The organism is Roseovarius sp. E0-M6 (assembly GCF_037083845.1).
GTDB lineage: Bacteria > Pseudomonadota > Alphaproteobacteria > Rhodobacterales > Rhodobacteraceae > Roseovarius.
Map to the genome: position 1 here is coordinate 592,356 of NZ_JBAPLA010000001.1, position 24,214 is coordinate 616,569.

General features: G+C 61.9%; 22 protein-coding genes and 1 tRNA gene. 17 read left to right on the forward strand and 6 right to left on the reverse strand.

What is annotated here, in order from left to right:
- Window positions 1-46: 46 nt before the first annotated feature.
- The 5 genes from V8359_RS02975 to V8359_RS02995 all read left to right on the forward strand — a co-directional run bounded on the left by V8359_RS02975 (window position 47) and on the right by V8359_RS02995 (window position 4,145).
- Window positions 47-433: a DUF6497 family protein gene (locus V8359_RS02975; RefSeq protein WP_336427217.1), complete on the forward strand. Its 387-nt coding sequence runs from the start codon at window positions 47-49 to the stop codon at window positions 431-433.
- 214 nt (window positions 434-647) lie between these two features.
- Window positions 648-803, forward strand: a complete 156-nt coding sequence (locus V8359_RS02980; protein ID WP_336427218.1) for a hypothetical protein — start codon at window positions 648-650, stop codon at window positions 801-803.
- A gap of 198 nt (window positions 804-1,001) precedes the next feature.
- Window positions 1,002-1,346 (forward strand): hypothetical protein, encoded by a 345-nt coding sequence (locus V8359_RS02985; RefSeq protein WP_336427219.1) that lies wholly within the window; start codon window positions 1,002-1,004, stop codon window positions 1,344-1,346.
- Window positions 1,347-1,758: 412 nt separating this feature from the next.
- Window positions 1,759-1,968: a hypothetical protein gene (locus tag V8359_RS02990; RefSeq protein WP_336427220.1), complete on the forward strand. Its 210-nt coding sequence runs from the start codon at window positions 1,759-1,761 to the stop codon at window positions 1,966-1,968.
- A gap of 131 nt (window positions 1,969-2,099) precedes the next feature.
- The gene (locus V8359_RS02995) at window positions 2,100-4,145 is read left to right on the forward strand and encodes an acetyl/propionyl/methylcrotonyl-CoA carboxylase subunit alpha (RefSeq protein ID WP_336427221.1); all 2,046 of its coding nucleotides are present in this window, start codon (window positions 2,100-2,102) and stop codon (window positions 4,143-4,145) included.
- Between the two features lie 153 nt (window positions 4,146-4,298).
- Here the strand turns inward: V8359_RS02995 and V8359_RS03000 are convergent, their stop codons facing one another.
- Entirely contained in the window at window positions 4,299-4,751 is a 453-nt protein-coding gene (locus tag V8359_RS03000; RefSeq protein WP_336427222.1) for a DUF4174 domain-containing protein, read from the reverse strand.
- A 61-nt stretch (window positions 4,752-4,812) separates the two neighbouring features.
- Between V8359_RS03000 and V8359_RS03005 the strand changes: the two genes are divergently transcribed.
- Together V8359_RS03005 and scpA are read left to right on the forward strand one after the other, a co-directional pair.
- Window positions 4,813-5,862 carry a hypothetical protein gene (locus V8359_RS03005; RefSeq protein ID WP_336427223.1) on the forward strand — a complete coding sequence of 350 codons (1,050 nt, stop codon included), beginning with the start codon at window positions 4,813-4,815 and terminating at the stop codon, window positions 5,860-5,862.
- Window positions 5,834-7,963 (forward strand): methylmalonyl-CoA mutase, encoded by a 2,130-nt coding sequence (gene scpA / locus V8359_RS03010; protein WP_336427224.1) that lies wholly within the window; start codon window positions 5,834-5,836, stop codon window positions 7,961-7,963. The genes V8359_RS03005 and scpA overlap by 29 nt, the downstream gene beginning before the upstream one ends.
- Window positions 7,964-8,059: 96 nt before the next feature.
- On the opposite strand, the gene V8359_RS03015 is transcribed toward scpA, so the two are convergent.
- From V8359_RS03015 to V8359_RS03025, 3 genes are all read right to left on the reverse strand, one after another.
- On the reverse strand, window positions 8,060-9,703 hold the full coding sequence (locus V8359_RS03015) for a CTP synthase (RefSeq protein ID WP_336427225.1): 1,644 nt from the start codon (window positions 9,701-9,703) through the stop codon (window positions 8,060-8,062).
- A 161-nt stretch (window positions 9,704-9,864) separates the two neighbouring features.
- A complete protein-coding gene (gene secG, locus V8359_RS03020; RefSeq protein WP_336427226.1) occupies window positions 9,865-10,230 on the reverse strand; it encodes a preprotein translocase subunit SecG in 366 nt (121 codons plus the stop codon).
- A 248-nt stretch (window positions 10,231-10,478) separates the two neighbouring features.
- Window positions 10,479-11,222 (reverse strand): IclR family transcriptional regulator, encoded by a 744-nt coding sequence (locus tag V8359_RS03025; RefSeq protein ID WP_336427227.1) that lies wholly within the window; start codon window positions 11,220-11,222, stop codon window positions 10,479-10,481.
- 89 nt (window positions 11,223-11,311) lie between these two features.
- Here V8359_RS03025 and V8359_RS03030 point away from each other — a divergent pair, with 89 nt between their 5' ends.
- The 9 genes from V8359_RS03030 (at window position 11,312) to V8359_RS03070 (ending at window position 21,178) form a co-directional block, all read left to right on the forward strand.
- Complete coding sequence (locus tag V8359_RS03030) at window positions 11,312-12,661, forward strand: selenium-binding family protein (protein ID WP_336427228.1); 1,350 nt, start codon at window positions 11,312-11,314, stop codon at window positions 12,659-12,661.
- 112 nt (window positions 12,662-12,773) lie between these two features.
- Complete coding sequence (locus V8359_RS03035) at window positions 12,774-13,139, forward strand: 2Fe-2S iron-sulfur cluster-binding protein (RefSeq protein ID WP_336427229.1); 366 nt, start codon at window positions 12,774-12,776, stop codon at window positions 13,137-13,139.
- Between the two features lies 1 nt (window position 13,140).
- Complete coding sequence (locus V8359_RS03040; RefSeq protein ID WP_336427230.1) at window positions 13,141-13,590, forward strand: CoA-binding protein; 450 nt, start codon at window positions 13,141-13,143, stop codon at window positions 13,588-13,590.
- A 110-nt stretch (window positions 13,591-13,700) separates the two neighbouring features.
- Window positions 13,701-14,090 (forward strand): rhodanese-like domain-containing protein, encoded by a 390-nt coding sequence (locus V8359_RS03045; protein WP_336427231.1) that lies wholly within the window; start codon window positions 13,701-13,703, stop codon window positions 14,088-14,090.
- 512 nt (window positions 14,091-14,602) lie between these two features.
- Window positions 14,603-15,589: a TAXI family TRAP transporter solute-binding subunit gene (locus tag V8359_RS03050; RefSeq protein ID WP_336427232.1), complete on the forward strand. Its 987-nt coding sequence runs from the start codon at window positions 14,603-14,605 to the stop codon at window positions 15,587-15,589.
- Window positions 15,586-16,056: a DUF1850 domain-containing protein gene (locus V8359_RS03055; RefSeq protein WP_336427233.1), complete on the forward strand. Its 471-nt coding sequence runs from the start codon at window positions 15,586-15,588 to the stop codon at window positions 16,054-16,056. The genes V8359_RS03050 and V8359_RS03055 overlap by 4 nt, the downstream gene beginning before the upstream one ends.
- Window positions 16,053-18,056 carry a TRAP transporter permease gene (locus tag V8359_RS03060; protein WP_336427234.1) on the forward strand — a complete coding sequence of 668 codons (2,004 nt, stop codon included), beginning with the start codon at window positions 16,053-16,055 and terminating at the stop codon, window positions 18,054-18,056. Before V8359_RS03055 ends, V8359_RS03060 begins: the two co-directional genes overlap by 4 nt.
- 63 nt (window positions 18,057-18,119) lie before the next feature.
- Window positions 18,120-19,856 (forward strand): sensor histidine kinase, encoded by a 1,737-nt coding sequence (locus V8359_RS03065; protein WP_336427235.1) that lies wholly within the window; start codon window positions 18,120-18,122, stop codon window positions 19,854-19,856.
- Entirely contained in the window at window positions 19,853-21,178 is a 1,326-nt protein-coding gene (locus V8359_RS03070) for a sigma-54-dependent transcriptional regulator (protein WP_336427236.1), read from the forward strand. The genes V8359_RS03065 and V8359_RS03070 overlap by 4 nt, the downstream gene beginning before the upstream one ends.
- A gap of 618 nt (window positions 21,179-21,796) precedes the next feature.
- Here V8359_RS03070 and V8359_RS03075 read toward each other — a convergent pair.
- Window positions 21,797-21,871: transfer RNA gene (locus tag V8359_RS03075), tRNA-Asn, on the reverse strand.
- 68 nt (window positions 21,872-21,939) lie between these two features.
- Window positions 21,940-22,857, reverse strand: coding sequence for an MBL fold metallo-hydrolase (locus V8359_RS03080; RefSeq protein WP_336427237.1), 918 nt, complete (start codon window positions 22,855-22,857; stop codon window positions 21,940-21,942).
- A 46-nt stretch (window positions 22,858-22,903) separates the two neighbouring features.
- Here V8359_RS03080 and V8359_RS03085 point away from each other — a divergent pair, with 46 nt between their 5' ends.
- Window positions 22,904-24,196 carry an ATP-binding protein gene (locus V8359_RS03085; RefSeq protein WP_336427238.1) on the forward strand — a complete coding sequence of 431 codons (1,293 nt, stop codon included), beginning with the start codon at window positions 22,904-22,906 and terminating at the stop codon, window positions 24,194-24,196.
- The last annotated feature ends 18 nt before the right edge of the window (window positions 24,197-24,214 follow it).

The window sequence follows — 24,214 nt, forward strand, 5'->3', positions numbered from 1 at the left end:
CCCCCCAGGATATTTTCGGCAAGAAGAAAGGGCCGGGGTTGAAACGATGCAACGGGCTGGTGCGCTGGGTCTGATCCTGTTGGCCGGGGCGTCTTGGGCGCAAGAGGCCCTTCCGCTGCCTTCGGGCGGGGAGGCTTGGCTTCAGGAGGTGCTGAGCAATGTGCCGGGCAACGGGCTGACTTACAGGTTCCGGTTTGTGCAGGAGGGGTTCGAAATGTCGGAGGAACGGTTCGAGGCGGTGATGGGCGATCTTGAATATCTGTGCACGACCTATGCGGTTCCGCGTCTGCCCAATATGGGACCGACCCCGAACCAAGTCGTGATATCGCTTGCGTCGGCCCCGGGTGAGTTCGGTGTGCAAAACCCCGCGATCGTGCAGGTTTTCGAGGCATATCGTGTTGAAAATGGTGCCTGCATCTGGGAGGAATTTTGACGGTGACACAATATCTTGCGCATCGAAGCTCAGGCGTTGAGCCTTTTGAGGCTTCTGAGTCACAGGGGGTGTGGATAACTTCCGGCGCGTATCTATCAAGGCCGAATTCGGCTATTCTCCTGACCGGTTGCATCCAAGCGGCCCATTCCCCGAACGCGGGGCAGGTGGGGGTTTTTGCCCCGGTTTTACCTATTGAAAAGGACAGGAGACTAACATGTCGAACAGTATCAAGAGCCTTCTGGCGCTCGGCTTTGTGGCCATGGTCGCAGCCTGCGCCCAGCAAGCCGAGGAAGAGGAATACGTGGTCGTGGAGCCCGAGCCGATTTCGGTCGAGCCCGTGTCGACCGGCAAATACGGCGGCAAATACTGAAGCGTTTCGCGAAACACCTGACTCTCAGCTTTTCGGGAAGCGCGCGGCGCAGATTGAGCGTTGCGCGCGTTTCACCGTAAGTGAGTGCCTGAGGGTCAAGGCGAAATGCTTTGAGCATGCACTAAACGCTCCAAGTTTGGCGGGGCGGACCTTGTGGTCCGTCCCGTTTTTCGTGTCAGCAGGGCGGGAGATGCGGGCATGATGAAGCATCGCGGATTTCCCGGGCGGCTTCCGGGTTCGGACCTTCAGTTTACCCTGCGGCGCGCCAACCCGAAGGGCGCGACCCCCGTCGTCAGGCGCGAGCGGTTTCGCGACCGCAAGCCTGTGGACCGGCGCGCCGACGCGGTCTTTGCCGCAGCCCTTTGGGACCAGTTCGGTGATGAGCCGTTCGAGCGGGGTAACCTTGATGCCGGGCGGCTGAGCTGGCTTTTCGGGCGTGAGGTGCTGCCTTATGACGACCCGTTCGATCCCGAGGATTACGAAGCGCGGCTGATCATCGACCCCGAGGCGATGGCGCGGTCTTTTCCGGAGGCCATGGAATGACCGGTGGGTCCGGACAGAATTCTGCGCGGCGTCTTGCCGATGGCGGGGCGGGGCCCGGTGTGTTCGGCTACAACCCGCCCACGGGCCGCAGATTTGCGCGAAACTCAGCCGAAAGTTGCACGGTGGGGTGGCGGCGCTTGGCACAGGGCGTGCCGGGGCGCACCATTCAAAGTGTAGTGGCGGACCTTCCCCAAGGGTCCGAGACAATTCGTCTGAACCGTTACCCTTCCCCTGATGGGCGGCAGGCCATATCGTGCCTGCCGCTCTTTTTTGTTTATAAATCAGAGCCTTGCGGAGATGAGTGGGGATCCGCCGATTGTCACCTGACATGGCGGGAACAGTTTTCAGCGCGGCGCGTTGATGTCATTCATATCGGAAAGAATAAGAGTTTTCCGGAGAGAGGTGAGACATCATGCGACGTAGTTTCAAATTTGCAGCACCCGTATGGGTGGTTCTGGCGCTTTCTGCCTGTGGCGACACGGTGGGCGAGCAGGCTGTTATCGGAGGTGCTGCGGGGGCCGGCACGGCGGCGGTGTTCGATGGCAATATCCTTACCGGTGCGGCCGTGGGTGCAGCGGGAAACACCATCTATTGCCAAGCCAATCCCGGCAAATGCAACTAAGCTGACAGGCACGCCCGGGCGGCGTGCATGTGAACGATTTACAAGGCCATCGGCGGTGACACCGCCGGTGGTCTTTTTCATGCCAGACGCAGGGATAAAGAGCCCTGCCAAGATGACCAAGGGGATATGAGATGTTCAAGAAAATCCTGATCGCCAACCGTGGTGAGATCGCTTGTCGCGTGATCAAGACAGCGCGCAAGATGGGGATCGCCACGGTTGCGATCTATTCGGACGCGGACCGCAATGCGCTGCATGTGAAAATGGCGGACGAGGCGGTGCATATCGGGCCCGCGCCCGCGAACCAGTCTTATATCGTTATCGACAAGGTGATGGATGCCATTCGCGCCACCGGTGCCGAAGCGGTGCATCCGGGCTATGGTTTTCTATCGGAGAACGCGAAATTCGCCGAGGCGCTTGAGGCTGAGGGTGTGGCCTTTGTCGGACCGCCCAAGGGGGCGATCGAGGCGATGGGTGACAAGATCACCAGTAAGAAAATCGCGCAGGAGGCAGGTGTGAGCACGGTGCCCGGCGTCATGGGCCTGATCGAGGATGCCGACGACGCGGTGAAGATTTCCAACGAGATCGGTTATCCTGTTATGATCAAGGCCAGTGCTGGCGGCGGCGGCAAGGGCATGCGCATTGCCTGGAGCGACGAGGAGGCGCGCGAGGGGTTCCAATCGTCCAAGAACGAGGCGGCTTCGAGCTTTGGCGACGACCGGCTTTTCATCGAGAAATTCGTGACACAGCCGCGCCATATCGAAATTCAGGTTCTCTGCGACAGCCACGGCAACGGTGTCTATCTTGGTGAGCGGGAATGCAGCATTCAGCGGCGTAACCAGAAGGTGATCGAGGAAGCGCCCAGCCCGTTTCTGGACGAAGAGACACGGCGCGCGATGGGCGAACAAGCCGTGGCACTCGCGCAAGCCGTGGATTATGCGAGCGCCGGCACGGTCGAGTTCATCGTGGATGGGGAGAAGAACTTCTACTTTCTGGAGATGAACACGCGGCTTCAGGTGGAGCATCCGGTGACCGAGCTGATCACCGGGGTGGACCTCGTGGAGCAGATGATCCGCGTCGCGGCAGGTGAGACGCTTTCCATGACGCAGGACGAAGTGAGCCTGAGCGGCTGGGCCATTGAAAGCCGGCTTTATGCCGAGGACCCCTATCGCGGGTTCCTGCCGTCGATCGGGCGGCTTACCTCGTATCGTCCCCCCGAGGAAGTGGCCGCAGGTCCGCTGGCCGAAAACGGCAAGTGGCAGGACGAGGCACGCGAAGGCGACACGGCGGTGCGCAACGATACCGGCGTTTACGACGGCGGTGAGATTAGCATGTATTATGACCCGATGATCGCCAAGCTTTGCACATGGGGCGCGAACCGCGAGACCGCAATCGAGGCGATGCGCGTGGCGCTTGACAGTTTCGAGATCGAGGGGATCGGACATAACCTGCCGTTCTTGAGCGCGGTGATGGATCACCCCAAGTTCGTCGCGGGCGAGATGACGACCGCCTTCATCGCCGAGGAATATCCCGAGGGGTTTGACGGTGTCGAGCTTGACGAGGATACGCTTCGGCGCATCGCGGCATCGTGTGCGGCGATGCATCGGGTCGCGGAAATCCGGCGCACCCGCGTTTCGGGCCGGATGGACAATCACGAACGCCATGTCGGTGATACTTGGGTCGTGACGCTTCAGAACAGATCGTTCGAGGTGCGCATCGCGGCGGACCGTGACGGATCTACGGTGACGTTCGCGGATGGCGGCCAGCATCGGCTGACAAGCGCATGGACCCCTGGTGACAGCCTTGCGCGGCTCGATGTCGATGGCGCTCCCCTTGTTCTCAAGGTAGGCAAGGTCTCGGGCGGGTTTCGCATTCGCAACCGGGGTGCCGATCTGAAGGTTCATGTGCGCACGCCGCGCCAAGCCGAGCTTGCCGCACTCATGCCCGAAAAGCAGGCGCCGGACACCTCGAAGCTTTTGCTGTGTCCGATGCCGGGTCTTGTGGTGAACATCAATGTCGAGGTGGGGGCCGAGGTTCAGGAAGGTCAGGCGCTGTGCACGGTCGAGGCGATGAAGATGGAGAACATCTTGCGCGCCGAAAAGAGGGCTGTCGTTTCCAAGATCAACGCAGGGCCGGGGGACAGTCTGGCCGTTGACGAAGTGATCATGGAGTTCGAATGACGCCGTGACCGTCGCGTGCTGGATCATAAACTGTGTTCGGGATGGGCGTCGCAAAGGTGGCAGTCCGGGCCTGTGCGCGCGGGCCCTTGATCGCGCGCGTGCTGGTCTGAGTGTGGATGTGGATGTGGATGGGACGAGCGCGGGCGGACGGGGTTATTCGACCCCGGCGCCGCGACGATCGCGCATTTCCTGTTGGCGCAGCGGCAGTTTGTCGATCGAGCGGGAGAGTTCGCGCACGTCGCGGGGCGCGGGGCGGCGCAGGATAATCGAGCCGTCCTTGGCAACCAGCACGATCATGAAGCCGCGCGGGTGGAATTTTTCGCGCAGCTGGCTGTCAGAGCCAGGGTTGGTATCGGTCAGCACCACCACATCGCGTTCGGCAAGATCATCCAGCCGATCTTTCACCTTGTCCATCTGCTGGATAAAGCGCGGATCCGCCTCGCTGTCGGCGAAGACGACGAGCAACCGTTTTTTCCATAAAAATTCACTCAAATCGGTGTCCATCTCACCGATGATTACCTCGTCGGTGAGCGGCTCGGTGCCGTCGGTCGCACCTAACGGAAACGCGACCAAGATGCCGAATATGAACAATAATCCCCGGATCATGTGTCCTCCTGTCATAAGACATATAAGCGTCGTGCGCCCGATTGCGACAGGGAATTCCCGTGTGCCGAGCCAAAACGGCCGCATTCACCATATCGCAAAGCCTTTTTGGCAGGATCGTGAGGAATTTACCACGCGACCGTTCTGCGGTGGCGTGATGTGCAATCCGGGGGCCGACATGGACATCTTTCTGCATATCGGTGCGCATCGTGCCGCCTCGACCTCGTTTCAGCATTACATGCGGGCCAACAAGGTCGAGTTGCGGGCACGCGGTGTGGCGTTCTGGGGTCCGGTGCGACTTCGCAATGGGTTGCTGCACGGGCTCATGCCGGTGCCATCGCGACGCAGCATGGCCCAACAGATGGCACGCGCGCAGGGACGGATCGCGCTCAAGCTCGCCAAGCTTGAGGATCGTGGGTTTGACCGGCTTGTGATCAGCGATGAGAACATGATGGGCAGCATGCGCCATAACATGCGCGATGGCTGTCTCTATTCTGCCGTCGGCGAACGGATGGCGCGCTATCACGCGGCGTTCGGAACCCGTGTCCGGCGTGTGACGATCAGCCTGCGGACGCCGCAGGAGTATTGGGAGTCGGCCTTTGCCTATTGCCTGATGCGGGCGGGGCAGGTGCCCGATGCCGGACGCGTCGCGCGCATTGCCGCGATGCGCAGATCATGGCGCGACGTGATCACCGATATCGCCTGTGCGATGCCCGGCGTCGAGATTGTGGCGCTCGCGCATGAGAGCAGCGGAGGTCACGCCGGAACGCGGCTTGCGGCGCTTCTGGGTGATGGAGAGGTGCCGGTTCACCACGCGCATATGGTGCGCAATGCGCGCCCGACGATGTCCGAGCTTCGGTCGCAGATGGACGCATGCGGCGCATTGGGAAATGCGCAGAGCCTGGGGCGTGACGCACTCGACTTCCTGACGGATGAGACGCGCGCGGCGATGGCCGAAGGGTATCAGGATGACCTGCTCTGGCTGCGCGCGGGCGCGGACGGGCTGGCCCGATTTTGTGAGGAAACCGTGCCGGAGAAAGCGGGAATAAATCCCGTTCACGGCGCACCAGAAAGAGGACAAGTTCATGGGACGCAAAGACGACACATGGCGTAGCATCGCCGAAAAGGAACTGCGCGGTCGCCCGCTCGAGGACCTGACCTGGCACACGCTTGAGGGGATCGCCGTCAAGCCGCTTTATACAGATGAGGACCTTGAGGGGCTGAAGCACCTGGGCTCGATCCCCGGACAGGCACCGTTCACGCGCGGCGTGAAGGCCACGATGTACGCAGGCCGCCCGTGGACGATCCGGCAATATGCGGGCTTTTCCACAGCCGAGGAATCGAACGCGTTTTACCGCCGCAACCTTGCCGCTGGTCAGCAGGGTGTCTCGGTGGCCTTCGATCTGGCCACCCATCGGGGCTATGACAGCGATCATCCGCGGGTCGAGGGCGATGTCGGCAAGGCGGGCGTCGCCATCGATAGCGTCGAGGACATGAAGATCCTGTTCGACGGTATCCCGCTTGACCAGGTGAGCGTGTCGATGACGATGAACGGCGCGGTCATTCCCGTTCTGGCGAGCTTTATCGTCGCCGGTGAGGAGCAGGGGCACGACAAATCGGTCCTGTCGGGCACCATCCAGAACGACATCCTCAAGGAATTCATGGTCCGCAACACCTATATCTATCCGCCCGAGCCCTCAATGCGGATCGTGTCGGATATCATCGGGTATACGTCGGAGCATATGCCGCGATTCAACTCGATCTCGATTTCCGGCTATCACATGCAGGAGGCGGGCGCCGACCTTGTTCAGGAGCTGGCTTTTACGCTTGCGGATGGCAAGGAATACGTGAAGGCCGCGATCGAGGCGGGAATGGATGTGGACAAATTCGCCGGGCGGCTGTCCTTCTTCTTTGCGATCGGGATGAATTTCTTCATGGAGGCGGCCAAGCTGCGTGCCGCGCGGCTTTTGTGGCACCGGATCATGGAGGAGTTCGGCGCGACCAGTGATCGGTCCAAAATGCTGCGGACCCATTGCCAGACCTCGGGGGTGTCGTTGCAGGAGCAAGACCCCTACAACAACGTGATCCGCACCGCCTATGAGGCGATGAGTGCGGTGTTGGGGGGCACGCAGAGCCTGCATACCAATGCGCTCGACGAGGCGATCGCGCTTCCTACCGATTTCAGCGCCCGGATCGCACGTAACACCCAATTGGTTCTTCAGGAGGAAACAGGCGTCACAAACGTGGTCGATCCGCTTGCAGGCTCTTACTATGTCGAAAGTCTCACCGCCGAATTGGCCGAGGCGGCGTGGAAGATCATCGAGGAAGTGGACGAGATGGGCGGCATGACCAAGGCCGTGGCCAGCGGCATGCCCAAGCTCAGGATCGAGGAATCCGCAGCCACCCGGCAGGCGATGATCGACCGGGGCGACGAAGTGATCGTGGGGGTCAACAAATACCGCAAGGACAAGGAAGACCCGATCGACATTCTGGATGTGGACAATGTGAAGGTGCGTGACGGCCAGGTGGCGGCGCTCAAGCGCATTCGTGACAGCCGCGATCAGGCGGCCTGTGATGCCGCGCTCAGCGAACTGACCCGGCGCACGAAGGAAGGTGGCAACCTTTTGGAGGCGGCGATCGAGGCGGCGCGGGCCCGTGCAACGGTGGGAGAGATCAGCATGGCGATGGAAGAGGAATTCGGCCGGCATCGGGCCGAGGTCAAGACGCTCGCGGGCGTCTATGGTGCCGCCTATGAGGGCGACGAAGGGTTTGCCGCCATTCAGAAATCGGTGGAGGATTTCGCCGAGTATGAAGGCCGCCGTCCGCGTATGCTCGTGGTCAAGATGGGGCAGGACGGCCATGACCGGGGTGCCAAGGTGATCGCCACCGCCTTTGCCGATATCGGGTTCGACGTGGATGTGGGTCCGCTTTTTCAGACCCCGGACGAGGCCGCGCAGGACGCCATCGACAACGATGTTCACGTGATCGGCATCTCGAGCCAGGCGGCGGGCCACAAGACATTGGCGCCAAAGCTGATCGATGCGCTACGCGAGAAGGACGCGGGCGACATCATCGTGATCTGTGGCGGGGTCATTCCCCAGCAGGATTACGAGTTCCTGAACAAGGCCGGTGTAAAGGCGATTTTTGGTCCGGGGACCAACATCCCGCAGGCCGCTCAGGATATCCTGAAGCTTATCCGCGAAGCGCGGGGATAAGAATAGGGCCGTCGCAGGGACCGCCTTCGACGGCCAGACGCGCGGCGCTTTGGCCGCGCTCGGCACACCGCACGGCGGGATGCGTGCGCCAGTGCCTTACACCAATCGCGAATTCTCGACCGCGGCGCGGATGAAATCGGCGAAGAGGGGGTGGGGTGCGAAGGGTTTCGACTTCAGTTCGGGGTGGAACTGCACGCCGATGAACCACGGGTGGTCGGACCATTCCACGATCTCGGGGAGGCGGCCGTCGGGGGACATGCCGGAGAAGGTCAGGCCGCACTCTTCAAGCTGTTTGCGGTAAGCGATGTCCACCTCGTATCGGTGGCGGTGGCGTTCGTCGATCTGGGTCGTGCCATAGATTTCGGCGACCCGGCTGTCATCCTTGAGCGTGGCGTCGTAGGCCCCGAGCCGCATGGTGCCACCCTTGTCGTCGCTGACCTTGCGTTTGACCTTCTCGTTGCCCTGAATCCATTCCTTGAGGTGGTAGACCACCGGTTCGAACCGGCGTTTTCCTGCCTCGTGGTCAAATTCTTCTGAGCCGGCGGTGGCGATGCCGGCCACGTTGCGCGCCGCCTCGATCACCGCCATCTGCATACCAAGGCAGATGCCGAGATAGGGGATCTTGCGGGTGCGGGCAAACTCGGCCGCCTTGATCTTGCCTTCGGTGCCGCGTTCGCCGAACCCGCCGGGCACGATGATCGCATGGAACCCTTCGAGGTGAGGCGCGGGGTCCTCACGGTCGAAAATTTCGGCATCGACCCATTCGACCTTGACCTTGACCCGATTGGCCATGCCGCCATGGGTCAGCGCCTCTTTGATCGACTTATAGGCATCTTCGAGCTGAATGTACTTGCCGACGATGGCGACTTTCACCTCGCCGTCGGTTTTGTGGATGCGGTCGGAAACGTCGGTCCAGATCGACAGGTCCGGCTTGGGCGCTGGCGAAATCTGAAACGCGTCGAGCACCGCCTGATCGAGCCCTTCGCGGTGATAGGCGAGGGGGGCCTCGTAGATCGAATTCAGATCGTAAGCCGCCACGACGGATTCTTTGCGGACATTGCAGAAAAGCGCGATCTTCTCACGCTCCTTTTCCGGGATCGGCTGTTCGGAGCGACAAACAAGGATATCGGGTGCGATGCCGATGGATTGCAGTTCCTTGACCGAGTGCTGGGTCGGCTTGGTCTTGAGTTCGCCTGACGCGGCGAGATAGGGCAGGAGGGTCAGGTGCATGAAGATGCACTGACCGCGGGGCTTGTCATGGCTGAACTGGCGGATGGCTTCGAAAAAGGGGAGGCCCTCGATGTCGCCGACGGTGCCACCAATCTCGCACAGCATGAAATCGACGTCATCTTCGCCGATATGGATGAATTCCTTGATCTGGTTGGTAACGTGGGGAACGACCTGAATGGTTTTGCCGAGGTAATCGCCGCGACGTTCCTTTTCGAGCACGTCAGAATAGATGCGACCGGAACTGACCGAGTCGGTCATGCTGGCGGGGACGCCGGTGAAGCGTTCGTAATGGCCAAGGTCGAGATCGGTTTCTGCCCCGTCATCGGTGACGAAAACTTCACCGTGTTCAAACGGCGACATGGTGCCGGGATCGACGTTCAGATAGGGGTCGAGCTTGCGCAGTCGGACCGAGAAGCCGCGCGCCTGAAGAAGCGCGCCGAGTGCGGCAGATGCCAGCCCCTTGCCAAGGGACGAAACGACGCCGCCGGTGATGAAGATGTATCTTGCCATGCGCAGGCATGCCCCCCGTGGTTTCTGGCCTTCAATGGCACGATTCGGTCCTTGAGAACCGCAGCACCACGGGACTCAACTCTTACATGACTTGTGGGACCCGCGCAAGGCGACCGCAACATGCTGTCATGCCATGCGCGAAGGTCTCAACGGTTTGTGGATCAATCGGCGCTTGGCACCAGCGGCGCATCGTCACCTTCTGCGGGTGGCAAGAGGGTGTCGAGCCCGTCGAGCCCCGTCTCGGCAGGTTCTTCACGGGCAGGTGCGTCGTTGATCCGGTCGAGCACGGAGCTTCCGGCGGATTTCTCGGCGGCGATGATCGTGAGCGCCATGGAGGTGGCAAAGAGGCCGATGCCGAGGATCCACGTCAGCTTGCCCAGAGCCGTGCCAGCCGAGCGACCTGCGACCGCACCACCGCCACCGCCTCCGCCCATGCCGAGGCCGCCACCTTCGGAGCGTTGAAGCAACACCACGCCGATGAGCGAAAGAGTCAGCAGCAGATGGATGGTAAGGACGACGTTTTCCATGGATGGCCTCGGCATTCGGAGTTAGCGCGCTATCTATGCCTTTCGCGCGCGCACCGCAACCCGCGACTTGGACCTTGTCGCCGGCATATTTACCAATCCACGATGACCGGGCCCTGAGTGGCGCGTGCGGCGCGCTTTGGGCGCCTTGGAGCACCGAAGTGTAGGGGCGTGAATTGTGGAAAAGTTGCGGTTTTTACCACGCGCCGAGCGGTAAGGCGCAGCCGGCGTCACCTCATCCGACTCTCAAATTATCCCCGAACTTGCAGAGCCAGCGCGGCCTTGTCGGCGAACTGACCCAGTTCGCGACCAATCTCGGTGCGCCGCCGCGCGGTGAAGCGGCGGACGGGGCCGGTTGCGCCGATACTGTATGTGGCACCGATATTACCGATGCGGATGGGCGCGGCAACCGAGGACACACCGACTTCGATCTCTTCGACGCATTCCGCGTAGCCGGACATTCGGATTTCGGAAAACTCCTTGCGGAGCGTTTCGGGGTCGCTCTTGGTTTGTGGTGTGTAGCAACGCATGGGCCCGTTCAGGATTTCCTCACGGAACCCATTTTCGGCAAAGGCCGCGATCACCTTGGAGCAGGAGCAAGCATGCATCGGGCGAAACCCAAGGCCGGGATGGACGAAGGAGCGCGTGGCGTCCTGAGGCGTCTCGACATGGATAATCTCCACCCCCTTGTTTCGATAGCGCGACAGGAACACCGCCTCACCGAATTCATCGGCGGCCTGGCGAAGGGTTGGGGCGGCGGCCTGACTGGCATCGATATCGGTCTGACCCAGCAAGGCAAGGCGCACCAGACGTTCACCGATCAGAAAACGCCCCGGTTCCGGCTCGTCCAGAAGGCGATGCTCGGCCAGTGATTGCAGGAGGCGGTAGCATGTCGGGCGGGGGAGGCCGGTCGCTTGCTGGATTTCGGGGGTAGATACCGCCCGTCCGACGACGGCGATGGTTTCCAGAAGGCTTGTCAGTCGATCGAGATTCATGGGTGTCTCAATAAATGAACATTTGTCTCAGATATTAAAACTTGCTACGAAATGTCAATGACGATGAGTCGAACGGGGGGAAGACACTTATGGAATGTTGTGGACCGGGCTATGCCAGCCCCGCGGAGGCGATAAAGGCCCCGCGCGAGAAACTGCTTTACACGATCGCGATCTATACCGGCACCGGCATCCAGAAGCCGGATTACCTCACCACCGTGGACGTAGACCCGGAAAGCCCGACCTACAGTGAGGTGATCCACCGGCTGGAGATGCCGGGTATCGGGGATGAGTTGCATCATATGGGCTGGAACGCCTGCTCAAGCTGCCATGACGATGCTGGTATGTCGCGCAAATACCTGCTGCTGCCCGGCGTGCGCTCGAACAACATCCATATCGTCGATACCGCCACCGACCCGCGCGCGCCGCGCTTGCACAAGGTGATCGACGGGGCGGAGATCAAGGCCAAGGCCGATCTGTCGGGGCCGCACACGGTGCATTGCCTCGGGTCCGAGATCATCATCTCGTTTCTGGGCGACGCCAAGGGCGAGGCGCCGGGCGGCTATCTGCATCTCAACAAGGAGTTCGAGATCGTGGGCCGCTGGGAAAATTCCATGGGCGATATCAAATTCGGCTATGATTTCTGGTATCAGCCGCGTCACAACGTGATGGTCTCCTCGGAGTGGGCCGCGCCCAACACCTTCATGCCCGGCTTTGATCTCGAAGAGGTGGGGCACCTCAAATATGGTCGCGAGTTGCATTTCTGGGATTTCGAAAAGCGCGAACCCATTGAGACCATGTATCTGGGCGAGGACGGTCTGATCCCGCTTGAGGTGAAGTTTCATCATGACCCGGACAGCACGCACGGGTTTTGTTGCGCCGCGCTTAGCACGAACGTCATCCACTGGTGGCGCGACGAGGCGGGCAAATGGCAGTGGGAAAAGATCATCGACGTGGCCAACGAGCCGCATCCCGAATGGCCGATCCCGGTGCCGGGAGTGATGTCGGCGCTGCTGGTGTCGATGGATGACCGCTTTCTCTACATCAACAACTGGCTGCACGGCGACATGCGTCAGTATGACATCACCGACCCGCATAACCCCAAGCTCACCGGGCAGGTCTGGATGGGGGGCCTTCTGGGCCGCGCGCCGGTGGTGAACGGCGTCGAGATGGCGGGCGGGCCACAGATGTTCCAGCTTTCACTGGATGGCCGGCGGCTCTATGTCACCACGTCGCTGTTCTCGACATGGGACAATCAGTTCTACCCAGAAATCCGCGAGAAGGGCGGAGTGATGGTGATGATCGACTGCGATCCTGAAAACGGCGGTATGACGCTCAACCCCGATTTCATCGTCGATTTCGGGCAGGAGCCGAATGGTCCCTCCCGCTGCCACGAGGCGCGCTATCCGGGCGGCGACTGCACGAGCGATATCTGGCTATGAGACACAGGGCACACAGCCGGGGTGACCCCCGGGATAGCCGGGGTAAACCCCGGCCTACGCCGGTTTCGGGCCGTAGGCCGGGGTTTACCCGGGCACAAGACAGAGGCATTCCATGACCACGCGGACCGTCACAATCGCCAATCGCGACGGCACCACCTATGAGGTCGAAGCGCGCCGCCCGCTGCTCGATACCCTGCGTGAGCAGGGTGTCGATCTGCCCTATGGCTGCAAATATGGCGGCTGCATCACCTGCGCGGCCAAACTGAAGAGCGGCGAGGTCGATCAGCGGCGGCAGGTCGCGCTCAACAACCGTCAGATCGCGGCGGGCTATGTCATCCTCTGCGTGGCGCGCCCTGTCACCGACATCACGCTCGAAATCGGCGTCGAGAGCCACGACCGGCTCTACCGCAACCCGTTTCTAGACCCGCTCGATGCGCATGAGCTTAAGTCTGATATCGCCACCCCCAAGGAGCCCTGAGATGGACCACACCCAGCCCTATACCGACGCTTACCTTCAGGACATCCTGAAATCCGTCAAGACCATCGCCATGGTGGGCGCGAGCCCCGACAAGACCAAGTTCAGCTACGGCGTGCTGCGCGTTTTGGATGAGACGGGCTATGACATGATCCCGGTGAATCCGCGCCACGGACTTGAGGAAATCCGCGGCATCAAGGTTTATCCCTCGCTCGACAGTATCGACCGGCCCGTCGACATGGTGCAGGTGTTTCGCCGCGCCGAGGATCTGGCGGGCGTGACCGAGGAGGCCATCGCCATCGGGGCACGCGTCCTTTGGGGGCAGATCGGCGTGGTCGATCACGAGGCCGCCCGCCGCGCCGAGGCGGCGGGGATGAAGGTTGTCATGGACCGGTGTCCCAAGATCGAGCTGTTCCGGCCCTTCTGGAAACCGAAACTGCATTTGGAAATATGACAGAGAAGCCAACACACGCTTGTTGCTGTCCGGGGGCCGTCGCGCTCGATTGGCCAATCAATGTACTGCTGGAGAAAATCGGCCTGAGTGCCGGCACAAAGGAGCCCACCATGGCCCAGACAATCACGAAAAGCGCCAAGGACATCGTCAAGGCGGCACGGGAGTCGGTGCCCGAGATAAGCGTCGAGGAGGCGCTGCCGCTGGCGGACAGCGACACCCATGTGTTCGTCGATCTGCGCGACGGGGATGAGCAGGCGAAAACCGGGATCATTCCCGGTGCCGTCGCATCGTCGCGGGGGATGATGGAGTTTCACATCGACCCCGAAAGCCCGGCGCACAAGTCCGAGTTCAATCAGGACAAGACCTACGTGTTTTATTGTGCATCAGGCGGACGGTCGGCCCTTGCCGCTCAGGTGGCGATGGACATGGGGCTAAGCCCTGTGATGAACCTGAAGGGTGGCGTCGCGGCGTGGACAAAGGCGGGCGGCGCGATCGAATGAACGCGAGTTGACGTGCCGCGGAGTGTGACCACCCCGGTCACACCGTCCGGCGGTGTAGCGCGGCGGGGATATAAAATTGCATCGCCTGCACACGCGGAAGAGCCCGACGGGTCGTGATCGTGCGCCCCGTATGTTGCGTCTGACGTATCGGGACACGACACCGTCATCAATTCTTGGCCGTTTGGTGCCGGCGACACAGGACGTCCTCGCGCATTGGAAAGATCGGTTTTGCATTGAACAAGGACGTCACACTATAATGTTTCGCGAAACACTATGGTGTGCTTCGCATGGCGCAAACGGTCGGTCGGTATGAGGAATATGTGACCGGTTCAGGCGCAATCGCGATGCCGGCACATGGCGACATCTTGCTTTCCGCATGGCGGATGATTGCCAAAAAATTCGGTTTTCAGAGCAGAAAACCGTCCACCTTGGTCCGTATTTCTGAAAGACTGTTGGCATCGCGGGAGGAAACGCGAGACGATTTGACGAAAAATCTGTCATGGGAGGACAGCATGCTTAACACACTTCTTCGCGGGCCGAAGGGCCTGATCGGATCGGCTGCGCTGGTCGCATTGAGCCTTGGCGCACCGGCGCTGGCACAGGACCAGCTTTCCATTGCCACCGGCGGCACCGGCGGTGTCTATTACCCCATGGGCGGTGGTCTTGCCGAGGTCATCAACAACCATGTCGAAGGCCATTCCGCCACCGCCGAGGTCACGGGTGCGTCGGTCGAGAACATGGGCCTGATCGCCACTGGCGACGCAGACCTGGCGATCGGTCTCGCCGATACTGTGGCGCAGGCCTATAACGGCGCGGGCCGGTTCGAGGGGCAGCAATTGTCCATGGTGCGCGGGCTGGCGTCGCTTTATGCCAACATGGTGCATATCGTCGCGCTTGAAGGCAGCGGGATCACATCTCTGGACGACCTGCGCGGTAAGCGCGTGTCCATCGGCGCGCCGGGATCCGGCACCGAGGTCAACACCGCCGCCATTCTTCAGGCCAACGGGATCACCTATGATGACATCGACGAGCAGCGCCTGAACTTCAACGAAACCGCCGATGCGCTGGCCAATGGCGATATCGATGCCGGTTTCTGGTCGGTGGGCGCGCCCACATCGTCGATCATGAACCTTGCGACAACGCAGGACATCACGATCATTTCCCTGTCCGAAGAGGAACTTGCCGCTGCCAAGGGCGCGCATGATACCTTTGCCGCGACGACGCTCAAAGGTGGCACATATACCGGCGTTGACGAAGATAAGACCGTTCTCGGCATTCCCAACGTTCTGACGGTGTCTTCGGAAATGTCCGACGATCTGGCCTATGAGATCACCAAGGCCATGTTCGAGAATATCGCGGAGTTGCAGGCGGTCCATCCGGCGGCGAACCAGACCACGGTTGAGTTCACGCTCGACGCGACACCGGTGCCGCTGCATCCCGGTGCGCTTCGTTACTATGAAGAAACAGGCGCCACCATCCCGGACGCTCTGCGCCCGTGACCGGCTGGATGAGAGGGGGGCTTCTGGCCCTCCTCCTGTCTGTTTCAACGTCTGCCGGCGCCGAGGTTCTTGTTGCCACGCGACCGAATGGCGAGCAGATCGCGCGCTTTAACGTCCCGGATGGGGGCTGGTGGTGCGTGCTCTGGCATCATTCGGTTCAGGGCTTCGAGGTGTCGGACTGCTATGAGAACCGCGGCGGTCGGATGATTCTCGTCCGGTCGCATCTTCCTGATTTCGCCGCCGGGCTTGATCATATCCCGGGGCGCGGGCGTCAGGTGTCGGATGGACAGGGCGGGTATTTCATACTTGATATCGATGAGCCGGTGCCGGGCAATGCCTATGTGCTGCGGCCCGGGGCCGGGCCGGTCGATCACCGGCTTCAGGTGGGCGGACAGACCGTGTCTCTGTCGGCCAAGGCCGCGCGCGAAAGGGTGCGGATCGTTTTAACGGGGACCGAAGACCAATGACCACCGAGCATTCCAGCACCATGAGACCGCAGCCGCGCATCGTCTTGCGCGCCATCGCGGTGATCGGGATCGCGCTGTCGCTGTTTCAGCTTTGGGCGGCGGGGGTGCAGCCGCTGGGTCTGTTCTTTCAGCGACCCATTCACCTGGGCTTTATTCTTGTTCTGTGTTTCCTGATCTACCCGGTCTTTGGATACGATCGCGCGCGCGGGCTTTTGGGTTGGGCGATCGACGGGCCGCTGATCGCCGCCTCCATCTTGGTGGGGGCTTGGCTGCCGGTGAATATCGACGTCATCGCCAACCAGATTTTTCCGCGGGACATCGACGTCATGGTCGGCGTGCTGACCATCCTTGTCGTGCTGGAAGGCGCGCGCCGTGCCGTGGGGCTGGGCATGACGATCATCGGTGCGGCCTTTCTTGCCTATGCTTTCGCGGGCAACCGCGGAGAGCTGCCCTTTCTCGCGGACTGGATGCCGGGCATCCTCAACCATCGCGGTTATTCGCTCGACCGGGTTGCAAGCCAGATGACACTTGGGGCCGAGGGTATCTTCGGCATTCCGCTCGGGGTTGCGGCGACCTTCGTTTTCATCTTCGTTCTATTTGGCGCCTTTCTGGAGGCGACCGGGGCGGGCAAGTTCTTTATCGATCTGGCCTATGCCGCGACAGGCCGCCAGCGCGGCGGCCCGGCGAAAGCGGCAGTCATCGCGAGTGCTGGCATGGGGTCGATCAGCGGCTCGGCCATCGCCAATGTGGTGACAACCGGCGCCTTTACCATCCCGCTGATGAAGAAGCTTGGGTATCGCCCCGCGCAGGCCGGCGGAATCGAGGCCGCCGCCTCGACCGGTGGACAGATCATGCCGCCGTTGATGGGGGCGGGCGCGTTCCTGATGAGCGAATTCACCCGGATGCCCTACGTGGATATCGTGCTGGTCTCGATATTTCCGGCGGTGCTGTATTTCGGGGTGGTCTATCTGCTGGTGCATATCGCCGCCGTCAAGCAAGGCATGACCGGCCTGACCGCCGCCGACCTGCCCAGAACGCGTAAGGTGCTGGCCGAGGGCTGGCATTTTCTCTTGCCGCTGGTGGCGCTGGTGGTGCTGCTGGTGGTCGGCTATTCGCCGATGCGGGTGGGCTTTTATGCCATTCTGTCAATCATCGCGGCGGCCTCGGCGCGGGCGCTGTGGACCTATGCCACGACCGGACCGACCGCCATCGGCCTTGTCGACCTGTGCCGCCGCGGCATCGCGCTGACGCTCGAGGCGCTGGAATTGGGCGCGCGCAACGCGGTTTCCGTCTCCATGGCCTGCGCGGTGGCGGGGGTCGTCGTCGGTGTTGTGGGTCTGACGGGACTGGGGCTGAAATTCTCGGCCATGATGATCGCGTTCTCGGGCGGCAACCTGCTTCTGGCGCTTATCCTCGTGGTTATCGCCAGCCTGATCCTTGGCATGGGGCTCCCGGTGACGGCGGCCTATATCGTGCTGATCATCCTTGTCGGTCCCGCCCTGACCGAGGAATTCGGCGTGCCGCTGCTGATCGCGCATCTGTTGGTCTTTTGGTATTCACAGGACAGCAACGTGACCCCGCCGGTGGCACTGGCCGGGTTCGCCGGGGCGGCCATCGCGGGATCGAAACCGATGGAGACAAGCGTTCAGGCATGGAAATATGCCAAGGGGCTGTATCTGATCCCGCTGTTCATGGTCTTCAACCCCGAGATCATCCTCGGTGGACCGCTGCCGTTGGTGCTTTGGAGCGGGGCGATTGCCGTTCTCGGGCTCGTGGCCTTCGCGGCGGTGCTCGAAGCTTTCTTGTGGCGGCCGATGCAGGTCTGGATGCGGGTGCTTCTACTTCCCGGAGTCGTGGCCCTGTTCTGGCCCGATCTCACCGTGGAAATCGCCGGTGCGATCCTGATCGTGGCGTTGCTTGCAATCAACTGGGTGCAGGCCCGCGGGGACCGGAATTCATCGGGGGACGTGGCGCCGCAATCCGACGCCCAGCATTCGTGATGTCATGAGGCAGCATGTGGACGCCGCCCGCACCGACGCCCGCGGCACGGGGCGGGTCAGGGTATGACCTTGGCGCGCGCCCTGCTCTTTGCGTGTCTGTCGGCGGTGCTGGTCTGGTTCGTCGCGCAGGCCATCGCGCTTGGCAACGCGCGGCAGGAACTCGACCAGACCCTGCTGCTTACCACGCGGGCGGTCGAAGCCGAGGTGGATCGCCTGCGCGCCTTGCCTGCGGTCGCGGCAGAGGACGCCCGTATCCGCAACGCCCTGACCGGAACCGGCCCGTTGCAGGAGGCCAATACCTATCTGGAAAGCATCGCCGCCCATGCCGGCGCCGATGATCTGTTCCTGATCGACAGCGCGGGAAATACGATCGCTGCGTCGAACTGGAACCGACCGGGCAGCTTCGTGGGACAGAACTATGATTTCCGCCCCTATTTTCAGGACGCGATCGCAACCGGACGCGGCCAATTTTATGCCATCGGCGTGACCACGGGCGTGCCGGGCTATTTCCTGTCCGTCCGGGTCGAGGTGGAGGGCGCAGTCGGTGTCATGGTGGTCAAACTGGATCTGCGACCGCTTGAGGAAACCTGGCGCGCCGCAGAGGCGGATGTTGCGCTGGCGGATGAGCACGGCGTCGTCTTCCTGTCGGCGCGACCGGAGTGGCAGTATCGACCCTTGGTCGGTTTGACTCCAAATGTGCTGAATTATCTTGTGACCACGCGCGCCTACGAGGGGGCCGGTCTTGGCGAAGCCGCGCCGTTGTTCGCAGAGACGCCCACTGGTGCCGATGCCCGGGGCGCGGACTGGATCGCGCGGCTTGGCCCCGTTCCGGCAACCGGCGGGCAGGTCATCGCGGCCCGTCCGACGCGCAGTTTGCAGGTGATGGCATGGGGGTGGGCGCTCCTTGCGGCCCTTGCCACTCTGGCCGTTGCGGCGGTCGCCAAGGCGATTGAGCAACGTCGACAGATCACCGCCCTGCGCCTTTCACAGTCGGCCAAGCTGGAATCCATGGTCATCGCCCGCACCGCCGATCTGGGCCGCGAGGTCGAGGCCCGCAGCCAAGCCGAGGCGGATTTGCGTGCCACGCAAGAGGCGCTGATCCATACGGAGAAGATGGCCGCGATGGGCCGGATGTCGGCCGCGATCGTCCATGAGATCAGCCAACCGCTTGCCGCGATGGAGGCGACGCTATCGGCGGCGGAACTGGGGATGCAGCCCGGCGATACCGCGACGGCCTCCCGGATCGGCAAGGCCCGTGACATGATCCGCCGGATGCAGCGCACCACCAAGCACCTCAAGAGCTTTGCCCGCAAGGAAACCGCCGAACTGACCCTGATCGACCTGCGCGCGCCGCTTAAATCGGCGCTCGATCTGGTTCGGCCCCGCGCCAAGGTGGTCGGTGTTGAACCGCGGTTGAACATACCCGAAACTCGTGTGCCGATCATGGCCGGGGCGGTACGGATAGAACAGGTTGTTGCGAACCTGTTGCTGAACGCGTTGGATGCGGTCAAAGCTGTCCCCGCCGCAGAGGTTTCCATCACGCTCACGGTCGATGAGGGACAGGCCAGAATCAATGTTCGAGACAACGGGGCCGGCATCTCCGAAAGCGATCTGCCGCGCGTGACCGACCCATTCTTTTCGACCAAACTGACCGGCGAGGGGTTGGGGCTTGGCCTTGCTATTTGCCAGGCGATTCTTGCCGATTTCGGTGGCACGCTCGACATTCAATCCGCGCCGCAACAGGGCACGCAAGTCACGGTGATTTTGCCGTTGGCACAGCAAGAGGACCAAACCCGATGACCACCTGCATCCACATCGTGGACGACGACACCGACCATCTTTCGGCCCTGTGTGATCTGGTGACGGCCGCAGGCTATCAGGTTCGCGGCTTTGGCGCTTCGCAGGATCTGATGGCTGCGCTGTCGGACCGGCCCGACCTTGTGATCAGCGATCTGCGCATGCCGGGGATGGACGGGCTCGGGCTGCTTCGTGCGGTGCGGGAACAGACACTTGCAGTGCCGGTCGTCTTGCTGACCGGTCATGGCGACGTAGCCCATGCGGTCGAGGCGATCCGCGCAGGGGCCGAAGACTTTCTGGAAAAGCCTTACGATTCCGCGCACCTGTTGTCCGTGATCCGACGCACGCTCGACGCGCAGGCCGCCCGCAACGAGCTTGTGCGATTGCAACGGGTTCTGGCGGAGCGCGACAAGGTCAGTATCCTTGGCAAATCCCGCGCCATGCAGGCATTTCGCGATCGTATCGCAGCCCTTGCTTCGGTCGACCTGGATGTGGTCATCACCGGTGATACCGGCACTGGCAAGGAACTGGCGGCGCGCGCGATCCATGCGGGCAGCGGTCGCGCTGAGGGGGCTTTTGTTGCCTTGAATTGCGCAGCCCTTCCCGAAGCGATGGCCGAAACCATCCTCTTCGGTCACGGCGAAGGCGTCTTTGCCCATGATGCGAAAGGGCGTGCAGGCAAGCTGGAAGCGGCCGATGGCGGCACCCTGATGCTCGACGAGGTTGAAACCATGCCCCAGATCATTCAGGCCAAGCTGCTCCGTGTTTTGCAGGAGCGCACGGTCGAGCGGATCGGGGAAACCACTCCGCGCGCCCTTGATATCCGGGTCATCGCGACGACAAAAGCACAGTTACGCGTGCTCGAGGGGTTTCGCTCCGATCTCTACTACAGGCTTGCGGGCACCGAGCTTGCTGCCCCGACCTTGCACGAGGCGGGAGAGGACATACCCCTGATTTTCGCCCATTACGCCCAGCTTGCCGCGCGCCGATACGGGCGGTCCGATCCGAAGCTGCCTTGGTCGTTGCAAAGCAAGCTGAAGCGTCTGGCATGGCCGGGCAATGTCCGCGAGTTGAAGGCTAGCGCCGAAGCCTATGCGCTTGGGCTGTTCGAGGTGCCGGACCACTACACCCCAGCACCGGGCCGGGTGAACTTGGCCGATCGCGTTGCCAAATTCGAGGCGCGCGAGATTGCGGCGGTGCTGGATACTCATGCCGGCAACACGTTACGTGCCGCAGAAACGCTCGGACTCCCGCGTCGAACCCTCAACGACAAGATGCGCCGCTACGGCCTGTCCGCGGAACCGAATGTGAACCACACCGGTTAGCTCGCAACGCTACGATGCCAGTCCGCCGGTGTGGTTCGCGAGGCGAGGGGTTGGGGGCTGGCTACAGCCGCGGGGATCGAGAGAAGTGCATGACGCTGGATGGGGCGCGACTGAGCACGCTCATCGCCCTGCAAAGAGCGCAATGGTCTGCGGCCCAAAAGCTGGCGTTTCGCTGTTATTGCAATTCGCTAAGCGCCACAGATGCGCCGTTGAGTGGCATTGCATAATCCGGCGTCAGCACCGCCCGCCACCATGCCCCAAGAGAGGGCAACCGCCGACGAAATCAGCCAGACCCTTTCCGCGCTTCTGGAAAGGATCGTGAGAGTCCGTTAGCCTATTTGCTAGATGAGGGCCTTACCCATGCCGATAAGTTCAAGCTGGATCGGGTGGCCGATGATTACCGGAAAAGGGGAGTTTGCCCCGGAACCCTGTCCACGACCTTTCCGCGAAGTTGGGCCGGGTGAGCGTAGCCTTGGGATATCGATACGAGGCAAATCACCCGTAACCGTTAGCAATCAGGCATGTGCAAAGCTGATTGCCAGACGACTTCTAATGCCAAACACCCCCTGAGCCATCTCGCTGAGGTGCCTCGTAAATGTCTCATCTACTTGAGGAAATTGGCTCCGGCGGTAGGGATCGAACCTACGACCAATTGATTAACAGTCAACTGCTCTACCGCTGAGCTACGCCGGAATACCGAGGGCGATATAGCAACAGGTCGAGGCGGCGTCCAGAGGGTGTTTGAGATTTTTTAGAGCGTGTCACGCGGTGTCGGGGACGGCCGAAAAACGGCTGTTTTCGTGTAGTGGATCGTCGCAGCGGACCCGGTTTCGTCCCGCAAGATCAATGAGGTGGGCAAGCACGTTGCGGGTCGCAGCGGGCAGGAGCTGTGGCAGCGTGTCGGTATAGATGCGCGCCGCCAGTTCGGGCGCGCTGGCCGGTCCGTGGGAAAGCGCGGAGAGAACCTCGGCCTCACGCGATTGCCGGTGTGCGATAAGCCAGCCGATGCGCGCGGTTGCCTCGGCCACCGGGGCGCCGTGGCCGGGATGAAGAACCGCCGGCCCGAGCGCCCTCAGCCGACGGCAGGAGGCCATGAAATCGCTCAGATCCCCGTCGGGAGCCGATATGAGTGAGCTTGCCCAGCCCATGACCAGATCGCCGGTAAAGACATGCGAGCCCCATTGAAAGCACAGGTGATTGCCAAAGTGCCCCGGTGTCCAGAGCGCGGTCAGTGACCAGCCTGCGCCGTCGATCCGTTCGCCATCGGCGATGGTCCGGTCCGGGATAAAAGCATGATCAACCCCTTCACCGCTCCTATCGGCCCCTGCGGCGGCGAGCGCGGTCATGATTGCGCTGCGCCCGGCCGCGGCATTGCCATATGCAAGAACCGGGGCGCCCGTTTCGCGTGCAAGGGCCTGCGCCAGCGGAGAATGATCGAGATGGGCATGTGACACGAGGATATGTGTGATCCGTTGCCCCTTTGATACCGCATGCAGAATCGCTTCGAGATGGGCGGCGTCCCGGGGGCCGGGATCGATCACCGCGAGATCGGTTTCCCCCAGAAGATACGTGTTTGTCCCACGATACGTCATGGCAGACGGGTTCGGGGCGAGGATTCGGCGCAGGCTAGGCACCAGTGTTTCGGGTGCGCCGGGGGATGGGTCGAAATCGTCGCGCATGGCGGTTTCTCTTTCGCAAGGGGCAGGCTGGGGGTAGATGTAGCGCATGTCTTTCCGCTGGCTCAAACGATATATGCCGCGCAGCCTTTCGGGCCGGGCCTTGCTGATCCTGCTGTTGCCGGTGATCTCGGTGACGCTTGTCGTGTCGGTGGTGTCGGCTCAACGCCTGTTCGAAGGGGTGACGACGCAGATGACGACCGCCGCGGCGCGCGAGATACGCCTTGTCTTGAACGCGGAGGACCGAAGCGCCGTGGCCGGGCCCCTTGATATCGAGGTGGAGGAGATCGCGCGCGATGAGGTGCCGCAGGCCCATACGCGCCGCTGGTACGATGTCACGGGGCTTCTGGTGATCCGGCAATTCGAACGCTCATTGCCCGGTTTGCTGGCGGTTGAGCTTCCGGATGACAACAATATCGAGATGTATTTCTCAGGCCCTGAAGGCCCGGTTTCGCTGAGTTTCGACCGGCGGCGCGTCTCGGCCTCGAACCCGCATCAACTTTTGGTCAATATGGTCTTTTTCGGCGCGATCATGACGGTGATCGCCTTCGTCTATCTCCGCAACCAGCTTAGACCGATCACCCGGCTGGCCCGCGCCGCCGAAGCCTTTGGCCGGGGGCGCGTGGTGAATTATCGACCTGGCGGCGCGACCGAAGTGCGCGCGGCAGGCAGCGCGTTCTTGGACATGCGCGCGCGGATCGAGCGTCAGATCGAACAGCGCACACTGATGCTTTCGGGGGTCAGTCATGACTTGCGCACACCTTTGACCCGGCTGCGGCTTGGGCTGTCGATGATCGACGATGACGAAGCGCGCGCAATGCAGCGCGATGTGCGTGATATGGAACGGCTTCTGGATGAATTCCTTGATTTTGCGCGTGGCACGGCGGAGGACGACATCGCGCGCGCCGTGCCCGTGGTGCTGGTCCGGCAGATCGTGGAGGACTGTGCCCGGGCCGAGATGAATGTGACGCTGGTCAATGTCGAGGGGGACGCGGAGGCCGAAATCATGCTGCGTGAAGGGGCGATACGCCGCGCCCTTGAGAACCTCATAAGCAACGCTGTGCGCTATGGCACGCGGGCCGAGGTTTCGGTCGCCGTGCTTGACCGCAGTCTGCGTATCAGCGTCGAGGATGATGGGCCCGGCATTCCGCCGGAACTGCGTGAGGATGCGCTCAAGCCGTTCGCGCGGCTTGAGCCAGCGCGCAATCAGAACCGGGGTGGAGGCGTGGGCCTCGGCCTGTCAATCGCGATGGATGTGGCGCGCAACCACGGTGGTGCTCTGCGACTTGGCGAGAGCGAGAGGTTGGGCGGATTGAAGGCGGATATCGTGATTGCGCGATAGCCCCCTGCGCGTCATGAT